Annotated in this window: 20 protein-coding genes; 12 read left to right on the top strand and 8 right to left on the bottom strand. The window is 61.8% G+C overall.

Features of this window, described 5'->3' with window-relative positions; translation table 11 throughout:
• Positions 1-60 precede the first annotated feature (60 nt).
• Genes IFT59_RS12535 through IFT59_RS12525 form a run of 3 tightly spaced genes read left to right on the top strand, consistent with a single transcriptional unit; the run spans position 61 to position 2,488 of the window.
• Entirely contained in the window at positions 61-1,176 is a 1,116-nt protein-coding gene (locus IFT59_RS12535) for an ATP phosphoribosyltransferase regulatory subunit (RefSeq protein ID WP_192086983.1), read from the top strand.
• The gene (gene hisG, locus IFT59_RS12530; RefSeq protein WP_062579299.1) at positions 1,176-1,871 is read left to right on the top strand and encodes an ATP phosphoribosyltransferase; all 696 of its coding nucleotides are present in this window, start codon (positions 1,176-1,178) and stop codon (positions 1,869-1,871) included. The genes IFT59_RS12535 and hisG overlap by 1 nt, the downstream gene beginning before the upstream one ends.
• Positions 1,871-2,488: a class I SAM-dependent DNA methyltransferase gene (locus IFT59_RS12525; protein ID WP_192086982.1), complete on the top strand. Its 618-nt coding sequence runs from the start codon at positions 1,871-1,873 to the stop codon at positions 2,486-2,488. Before hisG ends, IFT59_RS12525 begins: the two co-directional genes overlap by 1 nt.
• 70 nt (positions 2,489-2,558) lie before the next feature.
• Here the strand turns inward: IFT59_RS12525 and IFT59_RS12520 are convergent, their stop codons facing one another.
• Entirely contained in the window at positions 2,559-3,005 is a 447-nt protein-coding gene (locus IFT59_RS12520; RefSeq protein WP_062453720.1) for a DoxX family protein, read from the bottom strand.
• Between the two features lie 267 nt (positions 3,006-3,272).
• On the opposite strand from IFT59_RS12520, the gene IFT59_RS12515 reads away from it, so the two are divergent.
• Positions 3,273-3,593, top strand: coding sequence for a hypothetical protein (locus IFT59_RS12515; RefSeq protein WP_062453719.1), 321 nt, complete (start codon positions 3,273-3,275; stop codon positions 3,591-3,593).
• A gap of 119 nt (positions 3,594-3,712) precedes the next feature.
• Here the strand turns inward: IFT59_RS12515 and IFT59_RS12510 are convergent, their stop codons facing one another.
• The 3 genes from IFT59_RS12510 to groES all read right to left on the bottom strand — a co-directional run bounded on the left by IFT59_RS12510 (position 3,713) and on the right by groES (position 7,889).
• Entirely contained in the window at positions 3,713-5,647 is a 1,935-nt protein-coding gene (locus IFT59_RS12510; protein ID WP_092661349.1) for a methyl-accepting chemotaxis protein, read from the bottom strand.
• Positions 5,648-5,886: 239 nt separating this feature from the next.
• On the bottom strand, positions 5,887-7,533 hold the full coding sequence (gene groL / locus IFT59_RS12505; protein WP_062453717.1) for a chaperonin GroEL: 1,647 nt from the start codon (positions 7,531-7,533) through the stop codon (positions 5,887-5,889).
• A gap of 59 nt (positions 7,534-7,592) precedes the next feature.
• Positions 7,593-7,889 (bottom strand): co-chaperone GroES, encoded by a 297-nt coding sequence (gene groES / locus IFT59_RS12500; protein ID WP_062453716.1) that lies wholly within the window; start codon positions 7,887-7,889, stop codon positions 7,593-7,595.
• A 158-nt stretch (positions 7,890-8,047) separates the two neighbouring features.
• Here groES and chrA point away from each other — a divergent pair, with 158 nt between their 5' ends.
• The 3 genes from chrA to IFT59_RS12485 all read left to right on the top strand — a co-directional run bounded on the left by chrA (position 8,048) and on the right by IFT59_RS12485 (position 11,385).
• On the top strand, positions 8,048-9,397 hold the full coding sequence (gene chrA, locus IFT59_RS12495) for a chromate efflux transporter (RefSeq protein ID WP_192086981.1): 1,350 nt from the start codon (positions 8,048-8,050) through the stop codon (positions 9,395-9,397).
• A 145-nt stretch (positions 9,398-9,542) separates the two neighbouring features.
• Positions 9,543-10,391: a TIGR01459 family HAD-type hydrolase gene (locus tag IFT59_RS12490; protein ID WP_192086980.1), complete on the top strand. Its 849-nt coding sequence runs from the start codon at positions 9,543-9,545 to the stop codon at positions 10,389-10,391.
• A 13-nt stretch (positions 10,392-10,404) separates the two neighbouring features.
• Entirely contained in the window at positions 10,405-11,385 is a 981-nt protein-coding gene (locus IFT59_RS12485) for a bifunctional riboflavin kinase/FAD synthetase (protein WP_192086979.1), read from the top strand.
• Between the two features lie 16 nt (positions 11,386-11,401).
• Here IFT59_RS12485 and IFT59_RS12480 read toward each other — a convergent pair whose 3' ends face one another.
• Entirely contained in the window at positions 11,402-11,554 is a 153-nt protein-coding gene (locus tag IFT59_RS12480; protein WP_192086978.1) for a hypothetical protein, read from the bottom strand.
• 178 nt (positions 11,555-11,732) lie between these two features.
• Here IFT59_RS12480 and IFT59_RS12475 point away from each other — a divergent pair, with 178 nt between their 5' ends.
• Positions 11,733-11,972, top strand: a complete 240-nt coding sequence (locus IFT59_RS12475; protein ID WP_092661361.1) for a BrnA antitoxin family protein — start codon at positions 11,733-11,735, stop codon at positions 11,970-11,972.
• On the opposite strand, the gene IFT59_RS12470 is transcribed toward IFT59_RS12475, so the two are convergent.
• Complete coding sequence (locus IFT59_RS12470) at positions 11,969-12,427, bottom strand: PIN domain-containing protein (protein WP_192086977.1); 459 nt, start codon at positions 12,425-12,427, stop codon at positions 11,969-11,971. The genes IFT59_RS12475 and IFT59_RS12470 overlap by 4 nt on opposite strands.
• Entirely contained in the window at positions 12,424-12,690 is a 267-nt protein-coding gene (locus tag IFT59_RS12465) for a type II toxin-antitoxin system Phd/YefM family antitoxin (RefSeq protein WP_062453709.1), read from the bottom strand. The genes IFT59_RS12470 and IFT59_RS12465 overlap by 4 nt, the downstream gene beginning before the upstream one ends.
• 297 nt (positions 12,691-12,987) lie before the next feature.
• Between IFT59_RS12465 and ileS the strand changes: the two genes are divergently transcribed.
• The gene (ileS, locus tag IFT59_RS12460; RefSeq protein WP_192086976.1) at positions 12,988-15,897 is read left to right on the top strand and encodes an isoleucine--tRNA ligase; all 2,910 of its coding nucleotides are present in this window, start codon (positions 12,988-12,990) and stop codon (positions 15,895-15,897) included.
• A gap of 135 nt (positions 15,898-16,032) precedes the next feature.
• On the top strand, positions 16,033-16,671 hold the full coding sequence (locus tag IFT59_RS12455) for a hypothetical protein (protein WP_062454852.1): 639 nt from the start codon (positions 16,033-16,035) through the stop codon (positions 16,669-16,671).
• A 15-nt stretch (positions 16,672-16,686) separates the two neighbouring features.
• On the opposite strand, the gene IFT59_RS12450 is transcribed toward IFT59_RS12455, so the two are convergent.
• Positions 16,687-17,139, bottom strand: a complete 453-nt coding sequence (locus tag IFT59_RS12450; protein ID WP_192086975.1) for a nucleoside deaminase — start codon at positions 17,137-17,139, stop codon at positions 16,687-16,689.
• 144 nt (positions 17,140-17,283) lie between these two features.
• Between IFT59_RS12450 and IFT59_RS12445 the strand changes: the two genes are divergently transcribed.
• Both IFT59_RS12445 and rsmD read left to right on the top strand, forming a co-directional pair.
• On the top strand, positions 17,284-19,545 hold the full coding sequence (locus IFT59_RS12445; protein WP_192086974.1) for a pseudouridine synthase: 2,262 nt from the start codon (positions 17,284-17,286) through the stop codon (positions 19,543-19,545).
• A gap of 3 nt (positions 19,546-19,548) precedes the next feature.
• A complete protein-coding gene (gene rsmD, locus IFT59_RS12440) occupies positions 19,549-20,109 on the top strand; it encodes a 16S rRNA (guanine(966)-N(2))-methyltransferase RsmD (protein ID WP_192086973.1) in 561 nt (186 codons plus the stop codon).
• Positions 20,110-20,118 lie beyond the last annotated feature (9 nt).

The raw sequence follows: 20,118 nt of genomic DNA, 5'->3' as shown, positions 1-20,118 counted from the left end.
GTGGGGGAGATGGGCGGCAGCCCAGAGGGGGACTTTCTCCCCTACCGCAGGAGCCGTCCCATGCCGCTGATCAACATGCCCGAATTCTCCGGCCGCCTGCTCGATGAATTTGCCGGTCGCGGTGCGGCCCGCATCGATACGCCGGTGATCCAGCCGGCAGCACCCTTTCTCGACATGGCCGGCGAGGATCTTCGCCGCCGCATCTTCCTCACCGAAAGCGAGCGCGGCGAAAGCCTGTGTCTGCGGCCGGAATTCACCATTCCCGTCTGCCTGCGCCATATCGAGACCGCCACCGGCACGCCGCGGCGCTATTGCTATCTCGGCGAAGTGTTTCGCCAGCGGCGTGACGGCGACAACGAGTTCTATCAGGCCGGCATCGAGGATCTCGGCGAAAAGAACGTCGCAAGCGCCGATGCCCGGGCCGTCACCGATGCGGTCGAAATCATCGCAAGCCTGCTTCCCGGTCGCGCTCTCACGATCACGCTCGGCGATCAGACCGTGTTCGAAGCGGTCGTGCGCTCGCTCGGCCTGCCACTCGGCTGGCAGAAGCGGCTGATCCAGGCCTTCGGCAATACCGCGCTTCTCAAGCAACTGCTGCTGACACTCGCCACCCCGCAGCCCGTCGCCGGCCTGTCGCCCGAGCTTGCCGATCTCCTGAAACAGGACGAGGCGGCGCTGATCGACCATATCGACCAGACCATGCAGGACACCGGCTATTCCACCAATGCCAGCCGCTCGCCGCGCGAGATTGCCGCACGGTTGACGGAAAAGCTGGCGCTCGCCGAAACCCGGCTGGATGGCGCAGCACTTCTTCTGCTGAGCGAGTTCCTGTCGCTGGAACTGCCACTTTCGGAGGCAGCCGCCGCTCTTGCCGGTTTTGCCGATGCCGCAGGCCTGTCCTTCGGCCATGCGCTTGGCGAATTCGAAGCCCGCGTTGCAGCGCTTCAGGATCTCGGCATGGACCCGTCGCGCATCACCTATCGTGCGGCCTTCGGTCGTCCGCTCGATTATTACACCGGCCTCGTTTTCGAGGTCACGCAAAAGGGGTCGGACGCGGTTCTGGTCGGCGGCGGTCGCTTCGATCGGCTGCTGACGCTGCTCGGCGCCGTGGACGATATTCCGGCCGTCGGCTTCTCGCTGTGGCTCGACCGGATCGAACAGGCGAGGGCGCGCTGATGACCATTACCATCGCTTTGCCCTCCAAGGGCCGCATGAAGGACGACGCCTCGGCGATCTTCGAGCGCGCCGGCCTTCCCATCGTCGCCGTCGGCAATGACCGCTCCTATCGCGGTCGCGTCGAAGGCCATGAGGATATCGAGATCGCCTTTCTCTCGGCCTCCGAGATCGCCCGGGAACTCGGTGCTGGCGCCGTTGATTTCGGCGTCACCGGCGAGGATCTCGTGCGCGAAGGCCTGGTCGATGCAGACCGGCAGGTCGAGATCGTCGCCCGGCTCGGCTTCGGCCATGCGGATGTGGTCGTCGCCGTTCCGGAAATCTGGCTCGACGTCGATACCATGGCCGATCTCGGCGATGTCGCCGCCGATTTTCGCGCGCGCCACGGTCGGCGGTTGCAGATCGCCACGAAATACTGGCGGCTCACCCAGCAGCATTTCTCGTCGCAGCACGGCATTCAGCTTTACCGCATCGTCGAAAGCCTCGGCGCCACGGAAGGCGCACCGGCAGCCGGCCAGGCGGATATCATCGTCGATATCACCTCGACCGGCTCGACACTGCGCGCCAACCACCTGAAGATCCTGTCGGATGGCGTCATCCTCAAGTCGCAGGCCTGCCTGGTGAGAGCGCGCAAATCCGCGCATGAGAGCGATCCGCGCATCGCGCATATCGTCGACGCCGTGCGCAACGCGCTCTGATGGCCGGCGAAGACGCCAATATCATCGGGCTTTACGAACGCCACGCAGCTGCCTTCGACAAGCTGCGCGGCAAGACCCTGTTCGAACGACCATGGCTCGACAGGTTCGCGGCCACCATGCCGCCGCGTGGTCACGTGCTCGATCTCGGCTGCGGTGCAGCGGAACCGATCGCGGCCGACCTCATCCGCCGCAATCTTCGCCTCACCGGCGTCGATACATCGGAAACGCTGATCGGGCTTTCCCGCGAACGGTTTCCGGGCCGCGCCTGGATCGTTGCCGACATGCGCAAGTTCTACCAGCCGACCAAGTTCGATGGCATCATCGCATGGCACAGCTTCTTCCACCTCAACCCGCAGGACCAGCGCGCCATGTTTCCGCGCTTTGCAGCACTCGCTGGCCCCGGTGCGGCGCTGATGTTTACCGCCGGCCATTTCGAAGGCGAGGCGATGGGGGAGTTCGGCGGTGAACCGCTTTACCACGCCAGCCTGTCACCGGAGGAATACGAAGCGCTCCTCACGAAAAACGGCTTCGAGGTGGTGGCGAGCGTCGCCCAGGATCCCCAATGCGGTGGCGCAACCGTCTGGCTGGCAAAGAACATCCGCCGCCGGACATCATAGCAATTCAAGAATAAAAAAAGCCCACCAGTCAGTTGACTGGCGGGCCTTCATGGCAGGGAACGCTCAAAGGTTAGGCAGCGATTGCGACCTTACCGCGGCGTGCGTCGACCGAGTAGAGACCTGGGCCGTAGGTGGCGAGCAGGATGTAGGCGCCGGCCAGCGTCACGTTCTTCATCAGCATGATGCCGTTGAGCGTGTTGATCCAGCCAAGAGCGGCATCCGGCCAGCCGGGAACGGCAACGGTGCCCGAATGGAACATCACGCCGGTAAAGATGCAGAACAGGGCGATGGCCCAGCCGGCGATCTTGGTCTGGAAGCCGACGAGAACGGCAAGACCGGCAACGAATTCGAACAGGCCGGCGAGATAGGCAAGGGCGGTTGCAGCCGGCATGCCGGCGCCTGCGATCATGCCGGCAGTGCCTGCAGGATCGGCCAGCTTGCCGAAGCCGGCAAAGATGAACATGAACGACAGAAGAATGCGTGCGACGAGAATGATGATGTTGTTGGTGCTGGACATGGGAAGTCTCCGGGTTGCGGCGCTGGATCTTTCTTCCCGCCGCGTGTGAATTCTTGAACCGGACATTACCCCTTTCTGCCAAACGCGAAAGATGAACGATCGGAGACTGTTTGTCTCATAAAAGTGAACGATCACGGCCATTTTAGAATGTGCAAAAAACCGCATATGCAAGCGAAGGTGAACGCAACCTTCAGCCGGGGTTCACCGTTTGGCACCTACCATCGGGTCGTTCTCACATTGAGTTCGACCTCGAACTAGGAGGAAGATATGAAGAAGATCGCCATCACCACGCTCGCACTCGTCATGGCGTCTGCATTTGCAGTGCCGAGCTTTGCGCAGACATACCGCAGCGAAAGCCGCGAAAACCGGCAGGAAAACCGGATCTACCGCGGTGCCGTCACCGGCAAACTGACGCCGCAGGAGCTTCGCAACATCGCTCGCCAGCAGAACCGCATCGATCGCGCCCAGAACCGCGCAGCCCGCGATGGCGTAATCACCCCGCGCGAGCGCCGCGAGATCGAGCGCCGCCAGAACAACGCGTCGCGCAACATCTACCGCAAGAACAACAACGGCCGCACGATGTACTAAGCCGAGCGGCACTTGAAATGACCCTTGACCGTCCGGCTCTGCCGGGCGGTTTTTTTATGGGCGCGAAACGAAAAAAGGGCGGCCCGGAGACCGCCCTTTCGGTTCGTCAATGTGGTCAATCAGAACTCTTCCCAGTTGGAGGCGGCTGGCGCTAGCGAACCGAAGGCTGACGCAACCTTCTTGGCGAGGGTGCGTGCCGGCGAGGGGGTGGCGCGGGCGGTTGCGTGATCGGCGACGCGCACCGATGCGGACATTCCGCGGTCGCCTTCGGTGTTGAACCGACCGACGAGCTCGCGCAGTCGCTGGGCTTCCTGGGCAAGCGCAGCGCTTGCCGCCGTTGCTTCTTCCACCATCGCGGCGTTCTGCTGGGTTACCTGGTCCATCTGGTTGACGGCAACATTGACTTCCGACAGGCCGACCGACTGTTCCTTTGCGGACGTGGCAATCGCATCGAGCTGCGAATTGATCGCCACGACATGATTCTGGATCACCTGAAGCGCAGTGCCTGTGGCGCTCACCAGTTCGACGCCATTCTTGACTTCGGACGCCGAGTTCCGGATCAGGTCCTTGATCTCCTTTGCGGCCTGCGCGGAGCGCTGCGCGAGCTCGCGCACTTCCTGGGCAACCACCGCAAAGCCCTTGCCGGCTTCACCGGCGCGCGCCGCCTCAACGCCCGCATTGAGGGCGAGAAGGTTGGTCTGGAAGGCGATTTCGTCGATCACGCCGATGATGTTGGAGATCTGCGAGGACGACTGTTCAATCCGCTGCATCGCATCGACCGCTTTTGCAACGACGGCGCCGGACTGGGCAGCCGATTGATTGGCTTCGATCGCCATCGACCGGGCTTCCTCCGTGCGGCTGGTGGAGGTGCTGACATTGGCCGTGATCTGGTCGAGCGCTGCAGCTGTCTCTTCGAGCGAGGCGGCCTGTTGTTCGGTGCGTTTTGACAGGTCGCCGGCGCTCTGGCTGAGTTCGCGGGATCCGCCGTCGATCGCGTTGGTGGCGTTGGCGACGGAGTGGAGCGTGTCGCGCAGCTTGGCGACTGAGTCGTTGAAATCCGCTCGCAAGCCTTCGAAGTCTGCGGCGAAAGCCCGGTCCAACTGGAAGGTCAGGTCTCCGGCCGAGAGCCGCTTGAGGCCTTCCGCCAGACCATTGGTCGCCTCGGCCATCGCCTCGCTGCGTTGGCGTTCGCTCTCCGCGTTGCGGACACGGTCCGCTTCCTGGGTCGTACGGTTCAGCTCGGCTTCGTGCTCCATTTCCTTGCTGCGCAGAGCATTGTCCTTGAACACCTGCAAGGCCTTGGCCATGCTGCCGACCTCGTCGCGGCGGTCCGCGCCAGCCACCAGCGCCGACAGATCCCCGTTTGCAAGGGTCAGCATCGTGCGCTGCAAGTGCTGGATGGGTCGTGCAAGCCAGGCACGGATCAAGAAGAAGCCTGCGACGAGCACGAGGGCGAGACCTCCGATAACGGCCCCGAAAGTGGCGTAGATGGTTGTCTTCGCACTGGCGCTGAGATTTTCGCTTTCCTGATTTGCAGCTGTCATCACTTCGTCGGTCACCACCGTGAGTTTTTCGGTAACGGCCGCAAACTTCGGCTTGCAGTCCCTCATGAAGGCTTCCTGAGACGCCAGCACGGCAGCCTCGTCCGTGGCCTGAGCTGCGGCCTGAACCACAGGGCCGCAAGCGTCATTGAGAACGCTCAAACCTTCCGCCTTGATCGGCGCCAGCTTGGCATTAGCGGGAAGGGCCGCCATCGCCTTGTCCATCCAGCCACCAAAAGAGGATTTGGCTTTTTCAAACGCCGCAAGATTGCTCGCGTTCTCTTCGTCAGTGCGCGACACAAGCAGGTCGCCAGCGGCAGCGTGCCCGGTCTGCATGTAGCGATTGGCGCGTGCAATTGCCAAAGTTGCCAGGCTTTCCTGCTGGAGAAGCCCGCCATACTCGCTATCCAGCGTTCGAATGCTGTTGCTGCTGTAGAAGGCAGTTGCGACGACGAATATGCCGAAGAACGACATGAGCGTCAGAAATTTACCGATCAAAGATACGTGCTTCATGGCAACCTGCGCGTTGGTGTTTGATTAAGCGCAGTTAATGTGAAGTTGCTTAGAAGAGCGTCACTGCCGAATTACTATTTTATACGAATAAAAATTATCAGTCCTTGTCGTTCGGTAAGTTCAGAGGGGGAAATGCTATGCATGCTGTATGCCTCAATAGCAGAAAGGGCGCCGGTTGCCCGACGCCCTTTCCGAAACACTGAACCTGAAGGATCAGATGTGCAGACCTTACGGCCTGATCACATCATGTCCATTCCGCCCATGCCGCCCATGCCGCCGCCGCCCATGCCGCCGCCAGCCGATTCCTTCTTAGGAAGTTCGGCAATCATGGCTTCGGTGGTGATCAGCAGCGAAGCAACCGAAGCTGCGTTCTGCAGAGCCGTGCGAACGACCTTGACCGGGTCGACGATACCCATGGCGATCATGTCGCCATATTCCGACGTCTGGGCGTTGTAGCCGAAGTTGTCGCTGTCGCCGTCGAGGATCTTGCCGACAACGATCGAAGCTTCGTCACCAGCGTTGGTTGCGATCTGGCGAACCAGCGACTGCAGCGCCTTGCGGACGATGTTGATGCCGGCTTCCTGGTCGTCGTTCGCGCCCTTGGACGTGATCTTGGTCGAAGCGCGCAGGAGTGCGGTACCGCCGCCTGGGACGATGCCTTCCTGAACGGCAGCGCGCGTCGCGTTGAGCGCGTCGTCGATGCGGTCCTTGCGTTCCTTGACTTCGATTTCCGTGGAACCTCCGACGCGGATGACGGCAACGCCGCCAGCGAGCTTGGCAAGACGTTCCTGCAGCTTCTCGCGGTCATAGTCCGAAGATGTTTCTTCGATCTGTGCCTTGATCTGTGCAACGCGGCCTTCGATGTCGGTCTTCTGACCGGCGCCGTCGACAATCGTCGTATTTTCCTTGGTGATCGAAACCTTCTTCGAACGGCCGAGCATGTCGAGCGTTACGGTTTCGAGCTTGATGCCGAGGTCTTCGGAGATGACAGTGCCGCCCGTCAGGATGGCGATGTCTTCCAGCATGGCCTTGCGGCGGTCGCCGAAGCCAGGAGCCTTGACGGCAGCAATCTTCAGGCCGCCACGCAGCTTGTTGACGACGAGCGTTGCAAGAGCTTCGCCTTCGACGTCTTCAGCGATGATCAGGAGCGGCTTGCCGGTCTGAACGACAGCTTCGAGAACAGGCAGCATGGCCTGAAGGTTCGAAAGCTTCTTTTCGTGCAGAAGGATGTAAGCGTCGTCGAGATCGGCGACCATCTTTTCCGGGTTGGTCACGAAGTAAGGCGACAGGTAGCCGCGGTCGAACTGCATGCCTTCGACGACTTCGAGTTCGGTTTCAGCGGTCTTGGCTTCTTCGACGGTGATAACACCTTCGTTGCCGACCTTCTGCATGGCTTCAGCAATGTCACGGCCGACCTGTGCGTCGCCGTTTGCCGAAATCGTGCCGACCTGTGCAACTTCTTCCGAAGTCGAGATCTTCTTGGCGTTGGCCTGGAGATCCTTGACGACTTCTGCAACGGCGAGATCGATGCCGCGCTTCAGGTCCATCGGGTTCATGCCGGCTGCAACGGCCTTGTTGCCTTCGCGAACGATGGCCTGTGCAAGAACGGTAGCAGTCGTTGTGCCGTCGCCGGCGATGTCGTTGGTCTTCGAAGCAACTTCGCGGACCATCTGGGCGCCCATGTTTTCGAACTTGTCTTCAAGTTCGATTTCCTTGGCGACCGAAACACCGTCCTTGGTGATGCGCGGAGCGCCGAAGGACTTGTCGATGATGACGTTACGACCCTTAGGGCCGAGCGTGACCTTCACTGCGTCAGCGAGGATATCGACGCCGTGAAGCATCTTTTCGCGCGCGGTTCGGCCAAACTTGATTTCTTTAGCTGCCATGTTGGGAACTCCTGAAAAGGGGTGTCAGCAAATATTGGAAGAAGAGCAGTCGGCTAAAATCAGCCGATGATGCCCATGATGTCGGCTTCCTTCATGATCAGAAGGTCGACGCCATCGAGCTTGACTTCGGTGCCCGACCACTTGCCGAACAGAACGCGGTCGCCGACCTTGACGTCGAGTGCAACCTGCTTGCCGCTTTCGTCGCGGGCGCCAGGACCAACGGCGATGATTTCGCCTTCAGCTGGCTTTTCCTTGGCGGTATCGGGAATGATGATGCCGCCCTTGGTCTTTTCTTCAGACTCGACGCGCTTGACTACAACGCGGTCGTGCAGGGGGCGAAAATTGGTGCTTGTCATTGTCTAATCCCTCGATCAAATGACATGGACGGGTCTCAAGGACCCGCGGAGTGACGTTTAGCACTCATCTATCGAGAGTGCTAACGAGACCCGAGATAAGGATGGCTGCGAGCTGAGTCAAGAACGGGCTTGAAAAATTCAGGGCTCAAGGAGCGGCCATGCAGAATACGCTTAACGACCAAAACCCGGGCCCGGCGACGAGCTTTCGTGAGATCGTGGCCGTGTTTGCCCGGATAGGTGCCCTCAGTTTCGGAGGGCCTGCCGGACAGATCGGCATGATGCACAAGACTTTGGTGGAAGAAAGACGCTGGCTCTCGGAAGAGCGGTTTCTGCACGCCCTTAACTACTGCATGCTGCTGCCCGGCCCGGAAGCGCAGCAACTGGCCACCTATATCGGCTGGCTGCTGTTTGGCGTGCGCGGCGGTATCGTCTCCGGCCTTCTTTTCGTCCTTCCCGGCCTTGCCATCATTCTGGGACTGTCTGCGGCTTACGTCCTCTATCAGGACGCGACGTGGCTTGCAGGCCTGTTCTTCGGCCTGAAGGCGGCAGTCCTTGCAATCGTGGTGGAGGCAGTGATCCGCCTCGGACGCCGCACGCTGAAAACCACATTCCTGCGCTGCGTCGCGGCCGCCGCCTTCGTCGCCCTGTTCTTCTTCAGCCTGCCGTTTCCGCTCGTCGTGTTTGCAGCCGGTCTCGCCGGCTATCTGATGACGCGGGCAGGGGGGCAGCAAACTCGAGACAGCGTCGCCAAAGAGGACAGTCCTCCCGGCGCGAAAACACCGGGTGTCGCCCGCACGATCGCGACGCTTGTATTCTGGATCCTCGTCTGGCAGTCGCCTGTCCTGGCGCTCTGGGCCTTTGGTGCGCCGGAAAGCTTGTCCAGCCTGTTCGCGTTTTTCTCCAAGATGGCACTGGTCACCTTCGGCGGCGCCTATGCGGTTTTGGCCTATGTGGCGCAGGTCGCAGTCGCCGATTACGGCTGGCTTAAGCCGGGGGAGATGCTGGATGGACTGGCGCTTGCCGAAACCACACCGGGCCCGCTCGTGCTGGTTCTGTCCTTCGTCGGCTTCCTCGTCGGCTTCCGGGAAGCGTCCGGTCTCGGCCCCGTCACAGGCGGAATAATCGGCGGCCTGCTTGTTGCCTGGGCAACCTTCGTGCCGAGCTTCGTCTTCATCTTTGCGGGCGCGCCCCTGATCGAGCGCCTGCGCGGCAACGCCCTTTTATCGGGCGCGCTGTCGGCCATCACCGCCGCGGTCGTCGGCGTCATCCTCAACCTCGCGATCTGGTTCGGCCTGCATGTTCTGTTCAGAGAGGTTCGCCACGTCGATCTCTTTGCGCTAGCAGGATTTGGCCTTTCCGTCCCGGTCTGGTCCAGCCTCGATCCCATCGCGCTCGTGCTTTTCGCAGCCTCCTCCGTCATGCTGTTCGTCCTGAAGCTCGGCATGGTGCCGGTGCTAGCCATCAGCGCGGCGGCCGGTTTCCTCGCCCAAATCGTCCTGATCCAGTGAAGATCGGACCATTGCAAAAATATGAAGTTTTCCCAGGTTCTGCCTCGCAGCGGCGCCTTTCACCGCCTTGTCCCTTGTAATCTCGCCAACGGTTTGCGATGTCAGCCTCCTAATCGAGCAGGCAAAACCGGCAGGAACTTTTGATATGGCAAAGCGCATCCAGAATTTGAACGACGTGATCGAGGGCTACGATGTCGTGCTTTCGGACGTCTGGGGCGTGGTCCATAACGGTGTCGAAGCCTTCCAGCATTCCTGCACAGCCTTGGCCGCCGCGAGAGAAGCCGGCGCCACTGTCGTGCTGATCACCAACTCGCCGCGCCCCGCACCTGGCGTCATCGAACAGATGAAGCATCTCGGCGTTCCCGATGGAACCTATGACCGGATCGTCACGTCTGGCGATGTCACCCGGCATCTGGTCGCCGAAGGCCCGAAGAAGGTGTTTCTGCTGGGGCCTGAACGCGACCTCAATTTCTTCGATGGACTGGGTATCGAGATCGTTTCTGAAGCCGACGCCGATTGCGTCGTCTGCACCGGCTTCTTCGACGACGAGAAGGAAGTGCCCGAAGACTATACCCAGATGCTGACCACCTTCATTGCGCGCGACGTGCCGATGATCTGCGCCAACCCGGACCTGGTCGTCGAGCGCGGTCACCGGATCATTCCCTGCGCCGGTGCGGTCGCTGCCTACTACGAACAGCTCGGCGGCCAGGTGCGGGTTGCCGGCAAGCCGCACAAGCCGATCTACGACGAAGCGCTCTCGCTTGCCCGCAAGGAGCGCGGCGATGTCGACAAGGCGAGGGTTCTCGCGATCGGCGACGGCATGCCGACCGATGTTCGTGGCGCGCTTTCGCAAGGCCTCGACCTGCTTTATATCAGTGCCGGCATTCACATCGCGGAATATTCCGTCGATGGCGAAACCGATGAGGCGATCATGCAGGCATGGCTGAAAAGCGAGAACGCGGCGCCGAAATTCTGGATGCCGCGCCTCGCCTGATCCGGAACTTGTCATGACCGTATTTCACCGCAACGAAATGAAGGAGCCGCTGCCCGAAAGCCTCAAGGGTGGCGTCGTCGCGATCGGCAATTTCGATGGCGTCCACCGCGGCCATCGCAGTGTGCTGGATCGTGCGCTGGAACTTGCCAGTGAACGCGGCGTGCCCGCTCTAGTGTTGACCTTCGAGCCGCATCCGCGCACCGTCTTCAAGCCCGACCAGCCTGTCTTCCGGCTGACGCCGGCGCCACTCAAGGCACGGCTCTTGGAAGCGATGGGGTTCCGCTCGGTCATCGAGTACCCGTTCGACCGCGACTTCGCGACCCGTTCGGCCGAGGATTTCGTGAAGACGATCCTGACCGACTGGCTGGGCGCAAGCGCCGTCGTCACGGGCTTCGATTTCCATTTCGGCAAGGGCCGTGAAGGCGGACCGGCCTTCCTGATGACCGCCGGCGATCGTCACGGGTTCACCGTTTCGCTGGTGGATGCCTTTCGCGATGAAAACGCAGAAGTCGTGTCGTCGAGCCGCATCCGCGATCTGATCGCCGAAGGAGACGTCGTCGCTGCCGCAGGTCTGCTCGGCTATCGCTATACGGTCGAGGCAGAAGTGATCGGCGGCGAACAGCTTGGCCGCCAGCTCGGCTATCCCACCGCGAACATGAAGCTTGCACCCGAAACGGAACTGAAGCCCGGCATCTACGCCGTGCGCTTCAGACGCGCCGACGGCACCCTGCACGACGGCGTCGCAAGCTACGGCCGCCGCCCGACGGTGACGGACGACGGCGCACCGCTTCTCGAAACCTATCTGTTCGATTTCACCGGAAACCTCTACGGTGAGCTCTGCTCGGTCTCCTTCTTCGGCTACCTGCGTCCCGAACTCAAATTCGACGGCCTCGACCCACTGGTTGCCCAGATGAAAAACGACGAGGAAGAGGCGAGGGCGCTGCTTTCAGGCGTAAGGCCGCTCGGCGAACTGGACATGAAGATCGCGTTTTAGGCTTTAGAGGCGTATATCAGGCGGCCGCCGTCATCTCGGCGGGCCGTTGCCAGAGAATTGCCGGGATCAGGTACTTCACCGGCGTCTGTGCCAGATCCTCTGCGGAAATATGATTGGCGACGATCAGATCGATGGCGGCATCGAAAATAATGTCTTCAAAGGTATCCACGTCGGGCGCCTCGATATGAAGCCCTCGATGTCGCTCTCCGAATAGAAGACCCTGGCTTCTTCATCCCAGACAGCTTTGAGAAAGAATGTTCTCTTCACGGTGTCTACTCTGAAGGTCTGCGGTTTCCCGAAAACCATATATCTGTCATCAGTAGTCCGCAACGCAGGAATGATATCCCATGGCAACCCCACCCCGCAGGCCCGTAAACCCGATGGAAGCGGCCGAAGCGCTGTTTAAGCCGGTCAAGAAACCCGCTGCTCCAGCAGTGGAACGACGCGCCGCTCCGCAGGCAAAGGAACTCGTGTCCCTGAAGCTCGACAGCGCCGTGATCGAATATTTCCAGGACGACGGCCCCGGCTGGCAGGACCGCATCAACGATGCGTTGGTGGCGGTGATGAAGGCGAACCCGAAGGATTAACGGTCGCTCAACGGAAACAGCGCTATGTCGTCCTGCCAGGGATCGAAGATCGCTGCGCCCGACATGCGGAAGTCCTTGGCGTTGCGGGTGACGAGATAGAGGTCGTGCTCGATCGCGGTCGCCGCAAACAGCGTATCGATAACCGGCGGCGCGTGACCGGTGGCACACTTCACGCGTCCCGAAATCTCGCCCCACCGGCGCACGACAGGGTCGGTCACGGACAGGATACGGCCACTGAACCGCGCTTCCAGTGCATTGGTGGCCGCTTTGTACCGGTAGCGATTGGCATCGTCGTCGGGCAGGTTCGCAATTCCCTTGTCGTACTCGGCGAGCGTCAGAACGCTGATGAACAGCCGATCTTCATCCTGGTCTGCCGCCCAGCGCTTGACGGAAGGCGCGCCGTTTGGGTTGATCAGGGCGGAAATGACGTTGGTGTCGAGAAGCCAGCCGATCACAGCTCCACGTCCCGTCCGCGGTCGGCATCCCGGTCGAGATTGAGATCTTCCAGTCCCAACCCTTCCATGAAATCGATCAGCGATGTCTTGGGCGCCGGCCTGCTCAACCGCTCCAGCTCTTCGCTGCTGATCACCACGACGCTGTCCTTGCCGCGCACCGTCACGTGCTGCGGGCCTTCGTTACGGGCGCGCCGCACCACCTCGGAAAACCGTGCCTTGGCATCTTCGAGCTTCCAGATGTTTTCCTGACGTCTTTCCGGCATGTCGTCCTCCAACTGGTCAGATAGTCAGTTGTAATCCAAGGGCGGGCAGGGAGTCCACGAACCATCTCGGTTTTGCCCCTTCCTTTCACCCGAAAAACACCGTAATAACCGCCCCCATGACAGATTTCCGGCGGGCCAGGATCATGGCCGCGATGTTCATACGAATTATCGGCCCGGCCTTCCGCGCGGCTTGAACAGTCGGCCGGAGGGTCCGGGTTTTCGGCGCTTCCAGGAGCGCTTCTGCCACCGATTTCATCCGCATGCGCCCTTGTCCCGGCGCCAGAGACGATAGCCAATATGACCGATACAGTGACTGAAAAGCTCGATTACTCGAAGACCCTCTACCTGCCCGAGACCGAGTTTCCGATGCGTGCAGGCCTGCCGCAGAAAGAGCCGGAAACCGTTGCGCGCTGGCGCGAGATGGATCTCTACAAGAAGCTGCGCGCCTCTGCCGCCGGCCGCGAAAAGTTCGTGCTGCACGATGGGCCTCCTTACGCCAACGGCAACATCCATATCGGCCATGCGCTGAACAAGATCCTCAAGGACGTCATCACCCGCTCGTTCCAGATGCGCGGCTATGACGCGAATTACGTTCCCGGCTGGGATTGCCACGGCCTGCCGATCGAGTGGAAGATCGAGGAAGAGAATTACCGCGCCAAGGGCAAGGCCAAGCCGGACCTGAAGCAGCCGGACGCGATGATCGAGTTCCGCAAGGAATGCCGCGCCTATGCGCAGAAGTGGATCGCCATCCAGGCCGAAGAATTCAAGCGCCTCGGCATTGTCGGCGATTTCGACAAACCCTACCTGACCATGGATTTCCACTCGGAAAGCCGCATCGCCGGCGAGCTTCTGAAGATCGCCATGAGCGGCCAGCTGTATCGTGGCTCGAAGCCTATCATGTGGTCGGTGGTGGAGCGCACGGCGCTGGCGGAAGCCGAGGTCGAATACCACGACTACGAGAGCGACACGATCTGGGTGAAGTTCCCGGTGAACAGTGGCTCGGCAGAACTGGCTGACGCCCGTGTGGTCATCTGGACGACGACGCCGTGGACCATCCCGGGCAACCGCGCCATCGCCTATTCGCCGAAGGTCTCCTATGGCCTCTACGAAGTCACCGAAGCTGCCAATGATTTTGGCCCGCAGCCGGGCGAGAAACTGATCTTTGCAGACAGCCTGGCGGACGAAGCCGCAGCTAAGGCAAAGCTCGCCTTCAACCGTCTGCGGGGCGTCTCCGCCGACGAATTGGCTGGCGTCACCTGCGCGCATCCCCTCAAGGATCTCGGCTACGACTTCACCGTCCCACTCCTCGCCGGCGACCATGTCACCGACGATGCCGGTACCGGTTTTGTCCACACCGCCCCATCCCACGGCCGCGAGGACTTTGAGGCCTGGATGTCCAGCGTCAAGGAACTTGAAGCCCGCGGTATCGATCCGCGCATCCCGTTCCCGGTCGATGACTCGGGCACCTACACCACCGACGCCCCCGGTTTCGAGGGCGCTCGCGTCATGGATGACAACGGCAAGAAGGGCGATGCCAACGATCGCGTCATCAAGGCGCTGATCGAACGCGAAGCGCTGTTTGCCCGCGGCCGCCTCAAGCATTCCTATCCACATTCCTGGCGCTCGAAGAAGCCGATCATCTTCCGCAACACGCCGCAGTGGTTCGTCTATATGGACAAGGACCTCGCAGACGGAACGACGCTGCGCACCCGTGCGCTGACCGCCATCGACGATACCCGCTTCGTGCCCGCCGCCGGCCAGAACCGCCTGCGCGCCATGATCGAGCAGCGCCCGGACTGGGTTCTGTCGCGTCAGCGCGCCTGGGGCGTCCCGATCTGCGTGTTTGCGGATGAGGAAGGCAATGTCCTGCAGGATGAAGAGGTCAATGCCCGCATCCTGGAAGCCTTCGATGCCGAAGGGGCCGATGCCTGGTTTGCCGAAGGTGCCAAGGAACGCTTCCTCGGCAATGCCCATGACGGCGCCAAGTGGACGCAGGTCATGGACATCCTCGACGTCTGGTTTGATTCAGGCTCGACGCACACATTCACGCTCGAAGATCGTCCGGACCTGAAATGGCCGGCCGACGTCTATCTCGAAGGGTCGGACCAGCATCGCGGCTGGTTCCATTCGTCGCTTCTGGAATCGGCTGCCACCCGCGGCCGGGCGCCCTATGACACGGTCGTCACCCATGGTTTCACCATGGATGAGAAGGGCCAGAAGATGTCGAAGTCGCTCGGCAATGTCGTGGCGCCTCAGGACGTCATGAAGGATGCTGGCGCCGATATCCTGCGCCTCTGGGTCATGACCACCGATTACTGGGAAGACCAGCGCCTCGGCAAGACGATCATCCAGACCAATGTCGATGCCTATCGCAAGCTGCGCAACACCATCCGCTGGATGCTCGGCACGCTGGCCCACGACGATGGCGAAGAGATCGCTTATGCCGAGCTGCCGGAGCTCGAAAAGCTGATGCTGCACCGCCTGTCCGAACTGGATAAGCTGGTGCGTGAAGGCTACGATGCGTTCGAATTCAAGAAGATCGCCCGCGCGCTGATCGATTTTAGCAATATCGAACTGTCGGCCTTCTACTTCGACATCCGCAAGGATGCGCTTTATTGCGACGCCCCGTCGTCGCTGCGCCGTCGCGCCTCGCTTGCGGTCATCCGCAAGATCTTCGAATGCACGGTCACCTGGCTCGCACCGATGCTGCCCTTCACCACGGAAGAGGCATGGCTGTCCCTGAAGCCCGATGCCGTCTCCGTGCATCTGGAACAGTTCCCGGATGTGCCGGCCGAATGGAAGAACGATGCGGTTGCCGAGAAATGGGCAAAGATCCGCAAGGTTCGCTCGGTCGTCACAGGCGCGCTGGAAATCGAGCGCAAGGACAAGCGCATCGGGTCGTCGCTGGAAGCTGCTCCCGTCGTCCACGTCGCCGATGCAGAGCTCTTGAAGGCGCTGGAAGGGCTCGATTTCGAAGAGACCTGCATCACGTCCGCGATCACGATCGTGGCAGACGAAGGCCAGCAGACGGCGTTCCGTCTGGCGGAAGTGTCCGGCGTGTCGGTTGAGCCGAAGCCTGCTGACGGCGTCAAATGCGCCCGCTCGTGGCGGGTGACGACGGATGTCGGGTCAGATCCCGCCTGGCCGGATGTTTCGGCCCGCGATGCGGCTGCATTGACAGAACTGGCCAAGCTTGGCCGGCTCTGATGGCTTGCAGATTACCGGATGATTGCGCTTGGCCGCGTCATCCGGTATTCCTGCCTGAAATTGGCCGGAATGTTCCGGCACGAGATGACTTCCGGTTTTGAAGGCGTCAGGACGGGCGCCGATGGTAGGGGTTTGATGAAAACGACTTATGCGTTTCGTGCCGCGATCGGTGCGGTTGGCATGCTGGCTGCAACCGTGTCTCTTTCCGGCTGCATGGGCGGCCCGACCTATGGCACCGACAAGACGGCAATGGCCCAGCTCGGCGACGATCTTGGAGCAGCCGTGGCTCTCGGCAGCGCCCGCGATGAAGAAAAAGAAAAGCTGCGCTACAATCCCCGCCCGACGCTGGTCGTTGCCGGCAAGGGTCAGGCCAGCCTTCCGGCGCCCCAGCAGTCGCTCGCCAACCGCGAAAGCAACCCGAACTGGGTTGAATCTCCGGAAGAGACCCGTGCGCGCCTGCGTCTGGAAGCCAAGGAAAACGAAGGCAACAACAATTACCGTTCGCCGCTGATGGCCGGTCGTGGCCAGGGTGGTCAGATGACCGAAACGGAAAAATGGGAAGCCTTCCGCAAGGCCAAGCAGGATGTCGAAACGGTCAACATGGGCTCGCGCCGCCGTTCGCTGTCCGAGCCGCCGGCTGAATTCCGTGCCGCCGATGCCGCAACGCTTCAGGATCTCGGAGAACCCGAGAACGAGAAGGAGCGCCGTCGCAAGAAGGAAGCGCAGAGCGCAACCCAGGCGTCGAACAGCAGCTGGTGGAAGCCCTTCCAGTAAGACCTTTTGTCTTGCTTAATCCCGGCGTGAGCGAAAGAAGCCTGTCAGAATGTCGGCGGCTTCCCGCTCTCCGAGCCCGGAATAGACATCCGGCGCATGATGGCAGCTCGGCTGCGAAAAGAAGCGCACGCCATTTTCGACAGCGCCACCCTTCGGATCTCCCGCGCCGTAATACAGCCGGCGAATTCGCGCGAACGAAATCGCCGCCGCACACATGGTACATGGTTCCAGCGTCACGTAAAGATCGGCACCACTAAGCCGTTCCTGGCCGAGAACCCCGGCCGCAGCCCGGATAACCGCAATCTCGGCATGCGCCGTCACGTCGTTCTTGGTGCGGGTCAGGTTGCCGGATCTGGCGATAATCTGGCCGTCCATGACCAGCACGGCACCCACGGGAACTTCGCCCTGTGCCGCTGCAAGCCTGGCTTCTGTGAGTGCGGCATCCATGAAACCGTCGCTCTTGGGCATTTCCGCGATTTCCTCTTAACCCGGCTCGCATGAACTGGTAGGAAGCATTCAACACGAAGCGCGCTGTGCGCGTGTTTCATCACCATCCACGAACACGAATGTCCGGTTCGTTTCCGTAGACATCATGCTTCAGGCAAACAACAAATGACTTCAAAAGACAAGCCGAAGCGCGGCGAAGCCAAAACCTTCATCCGCGAGATCAAGCCGAAATCTGCAGATGCTGCAGCCGGCAAGACAAAGACGGGGACGGGCTTCAAGAAACGGGCGCCCGCAAAGCCCGGTTCCGACGCGCCCCGCTCCGACCGGCCGCGTTCCGATGCGCCGCGTGCTGAAAAGCCGCGCTCTGAAAACGCTGCCGCCGACAAGCCGGCAAAGCTGATGCGCCGTCAGGCAGCCTCTGCCGAAACGGCAGCGTCGGATGGTAAGCCCGAGCGTATTTCCAAGATCCTTGCCCGCGTCGGCGTGGCGTCCCGCCGCGATATCGAGCGGATGATCATGGATGGCCGTGTGTCGCTCAACGGCAAGGTTCTCGATACGCCTGTCGTCAACGTCACCTTCGACGATGCGATCGAGGTGGATGGCGTGCCGATCCGCGGCGTCGAACGCACGCGGCTGTGGCTCTACCACAAGCCCGGCGGCCTCGTGACGACCAATTCCGATCCGGAAGGACGTCAGACCGTGTTTGAAAACCTGCCCGGCGAACTGCCGCGGGTGCTCTCCATCGGCCGTCTCGACATCAATACCGAAGGCCTGCTGCTTCTGACCAACGACGGCGGTCTGTCGCGCGTGCTGGAACTTCCGACCACCGGCTGGCTGCGTCGCTACCGCGTCCGCGCCCATGGCGAGGTGGATCAGGAAGCGCTCGACAAGCTGAAGGACGGCATTGCCGTCGATGGCGTTCTCTACGGCTCGATCGAAGCCACGCTCGACCGTTCGCAGGGCCGCAACGTCTGGATCACCATGGGTCTTCGCGAAGGCAAGAACCGCGAGATCAAGAACGTCCTCGGCGCCCTCGGCCTTGAGGTCAACCGCCTGATCCGTATCTCCTACGGCCCGTTCCAGCTCGGCGACCTGCCGGAAGGCGAGGTCATGGAAGTGCGCGGCCGCACGCTCCGCGACCAGCTCGGTCCGCGCCTGATCGAAGAAGCGAAGGCGAATTTCGACGCGCCGATCTACAACGAAACGCCTGCTGCCTCTGAAGACGAGAAGCCGGCGCGCTCCTCCCGCTCCGAATGGTCGAGCCCGGCGGATCGTCCGGCACGGCCACGCGACGAGGACAGACGCGAGCGCTCGCTCGGCCGTCTCGATACCAAGGCGACCGAACGCAAGTTCTCCGAAAAGCCGGCCGGCAAATTCGGCGGCAAGCCCGAGGGCAAGTTCGGTGCAAAGCCGGGCTTCAAGTCCAATGACCGTGATCTCGGCGACGAAAAGCCGAAGAAGCGTCCGCCGATGGGCACCAGCCGCACCGCCAATGTCTGGATGGCGCCGGGTGCGCGTCCAAACGCCGACGGCAGCGTCCGGGCGGTTTCCGCTCGTGCGCAGGCAGAGCAGCTGTTCAGGAAACAGGTGCCGGAAAATGATCGCCGCGTGATCGTGAAGCGCGCCGATGACGACGCCGACTGGATCCGTGCGGATTCTCCGCCGGAGCCGGAAAAGGGCGAATTCGGCGCCAAGCGTTCCTTCGGTGACAAGCCGCGCGGTGACAAACCCCGTGGCGACAAACCAAGAGGCGACAAGCCGAGAAGCGACAGACCCCGCAGCGATAGCCCCCGCGGTGACAGCCCGAGAGGCGAGCGCTCCTTCGGTGACCGCAAGCCACGCGAAAGCGGCGATCGTCCCTATGGCGACAAGCCCCGCGGCGAGCGTTCGTTTGGGGATCGTCCTTCCCGTGGTGACCGCCCGACAGGTGACCGCCCGACCGGCGACCGTCGCCCACGTCAGGATGGTGACCGTCCCGCCCGTGCCTTCAACGCCGGCGAAGGCCGCGCCGATCGTCCGCGCTCGGATCGCCCTTATGGCGACAGGCCGGCGCGCGGTGATCGCTCCACCGGCGACCGCCCGACGGGTGACCGCCCAACACGTGACCGGCCAACGGGCGACCGTCGCCCGCGCGAGGATGGTGATCGTCCCGCACGCTCGTTCAGTGCTGGAGAAGGTCGTCCCGATCGTCCGCGCTCGGATCGTCCGTTCGGTGACAAGCCCGCGTTCGGCGATAAGCCCAGGGGTGCACGGCCTGCCGGCAAATCCTTCGGCGGCAAGCCGAGCGGTGGCAAGCCAAGCTTCGGCGGCAAACCTTCGGGCGGAAAGCCTTCCGGTGGCCGTCCCTCGGGTGGCAAGCCCGGCGGACGTCCGGCTGGCGCTCGCTCAGGCGGCCCGGGTGGAAAACCGCGGACCCCGAGAGGCTGATCCGTGCGCATCGTAGGGGGTGAATTCCGCGGCCGCACTTTGGCCACGCCGAAGACCAGCGCGATCCGGCCGACCATCGACCGGACGCGCGAAAGCCTGTTCAACATCATCGGCCATGTCTATCCGCAGGCGCTGGATGGCACGCGGGTGATCGATCTCTTCGCCGGCACCGGTGCCGTCGGACTGGAAGCCGTCTCGCGCGGCTGTCGTCATGCGCTGTTCGTCGAAAACGGTGTCGAAGGTCGCGGTCTCCTGTGGGAGAACATCGACGCTTTCGGCCTGCATGGCCGCGCCCGCATCCTGCGCCGCGATGCCACCAAGCTCGGCCCGGTCGGTACGCTGGAACCCTACAACTTCCTCTTCGCCGATCCGCCTTATGGTCAGAAGCTGGGTGATGGGGCTCTGTTTGCAGCCCATGTCGGCGGCTGGCTGGTGCCCGGCGCACTCGCGATCCTGGAAGAACGCGCCGATGTCACGGTTGCCGTCGATCCGGCCTTCAAACTGCTCGAAAGCCGAACATTCGGCGATACGCGGATGGATTTCTTCCGCTACGAGCCGGCCTGAGCAAAGGCG

The sequence above is a fragment of the Rhizobium sp. CFBP 8752 genome, assembly GCF_014842035.1.
Lineage (GTDB): Bacteria > Pseudomonadota > Alphaproteobacteria > Rhizobiales > Rhizobiaceae > Neorhizobium > Neorhizobium soli.
This window is presented reverse-complemented; position numbering and strand designations above follow the sequence as displayed.

What these genes read in the sequence shown, in the direction of transcription:
- hisG (WP_062579299.1), top strand. Translation starts at nt 1,176, where the DNA reads ATGACCATTACCATCGCTTTGCCCTCCAAGGGCCGCATGAAGGACGAC.
- IFT59_RS12475 (WP_092661361.1), top strand. Translation starts at nt 11,733, where the DNA reads ATGGCAACCCCACCCCGCAGGCCCGTAAACCCGATGGAAGCGGCCGAA.
- IFT59_RS12455 (WP_062454852.1), top strand. Translation starts at nt 16,033, where the DNA reads ATGAAAACGACTTATGCGTTTCGTGCCGCGATCGGTGCGGTTGGCATG.
- IFT59_RS12450 (WP_192086975.1), bottom strand. Translation starts at nt 17,139, where the DNA reads ATGCCCAAGAGCGACGGTTTCATGGATGCCGCACTCACAGAAGCCAGG.
- IFT59_RS12485 (WP_192086979.1), top strand. Translation starts at nt 10,405, where the DNA reads ATGACCGTATTTCACCGCAACGAAATGAAGGAGCCGCTGCCCGAAAGC.
- IFT59_RS12445 (WP_192086974.1), top strand. Translation starts at nt 17,284, where the DNA reads ATGACTTCAAAAGACAAGCCGAAGCGCGGCGAAGCCAAAACCTTCATC.
- IFT59_RS12515 (WP_062453719.1), top strand. Translation starts at nt 3,273, where the DNA reads ATGAAGAAGATCGCCATCACCACGCTCGCACTCGTCATGGCGTCTGCA.
- groL (WP_062453717.1), bottom strand. Translation starts at nt 7,533, where the DNA reads ATGGCAGCTAAAGAAATCAAGTTTGGCCGAACCGCGCGCGAAAAGATG.
- IFT59_RS12510 (WP_092661349.1), bottom strand. Translation starts at nt 5,647, where the DNA reads ATGAAGCACGTATCTTTGATCGGTAAATTTCTGACGCTCATGTCGTTC.
- ileS (WP_192086976.1), top strand. Translation starts at nt 12,988, where the DNA reads ATGACCGATACAGTGACTGAAAAGCTCGATTACTCGAAGACCCTCTAC.
- groES (WP_062453716.1), bottom strand. Translation starts at nt 7,889, where the DNA reads ATGACAAGCACCAATTTTCGCCCCCTGCACGACCGCGTTGTAGTCAAG.
- IFT59_RS12520 (WP_062453720.1), bottom strand. Translation starts at nt 3,005, where the DNA reads ATGTCCAGCACCAACAACATCATCATTCTCGTCGCACGCATTCTTCTG.
- chrA (WP_192086981.1), top strand. Translation starts at nt 8,048, where the DNA reads ATGCAGAATACGCTTAACGACCAAAACCCGGGCCCGGCGACGAGCTTT.
- IFT59_RS12490 (WP_192086980.1), top strand. Translation starts at nt 9,543, where the DNA reads ATGGCAAAGCGCATCCAGAATTTGAACGACGTGATCGAGGGCTACGAT.
- IFT59_RS12535 (WP_192086983.1), top strand. Translation starts at nt 61, where the DNA reads ATGCCGCTGATCAACATGCCCGAATTCTCCGGCCGCCTGCTCGATGAA.
- IFT59_RS12465 (WP_062453709.1), bottom strand. Translation starts at nt 12,690, where the DNA reads ATGCCGGAAAGACGTCAGGAAAACATCTGGAAGCTCGAAGATGCCAAG.
- IFT59_RS12525 (WP_192086982.1), top strand. Translation starts at nt 1,871, where the DNA reads ATGGCCGGCGAAGACGCCAATATCATCGGGCTTTACGAACGCCACGCA.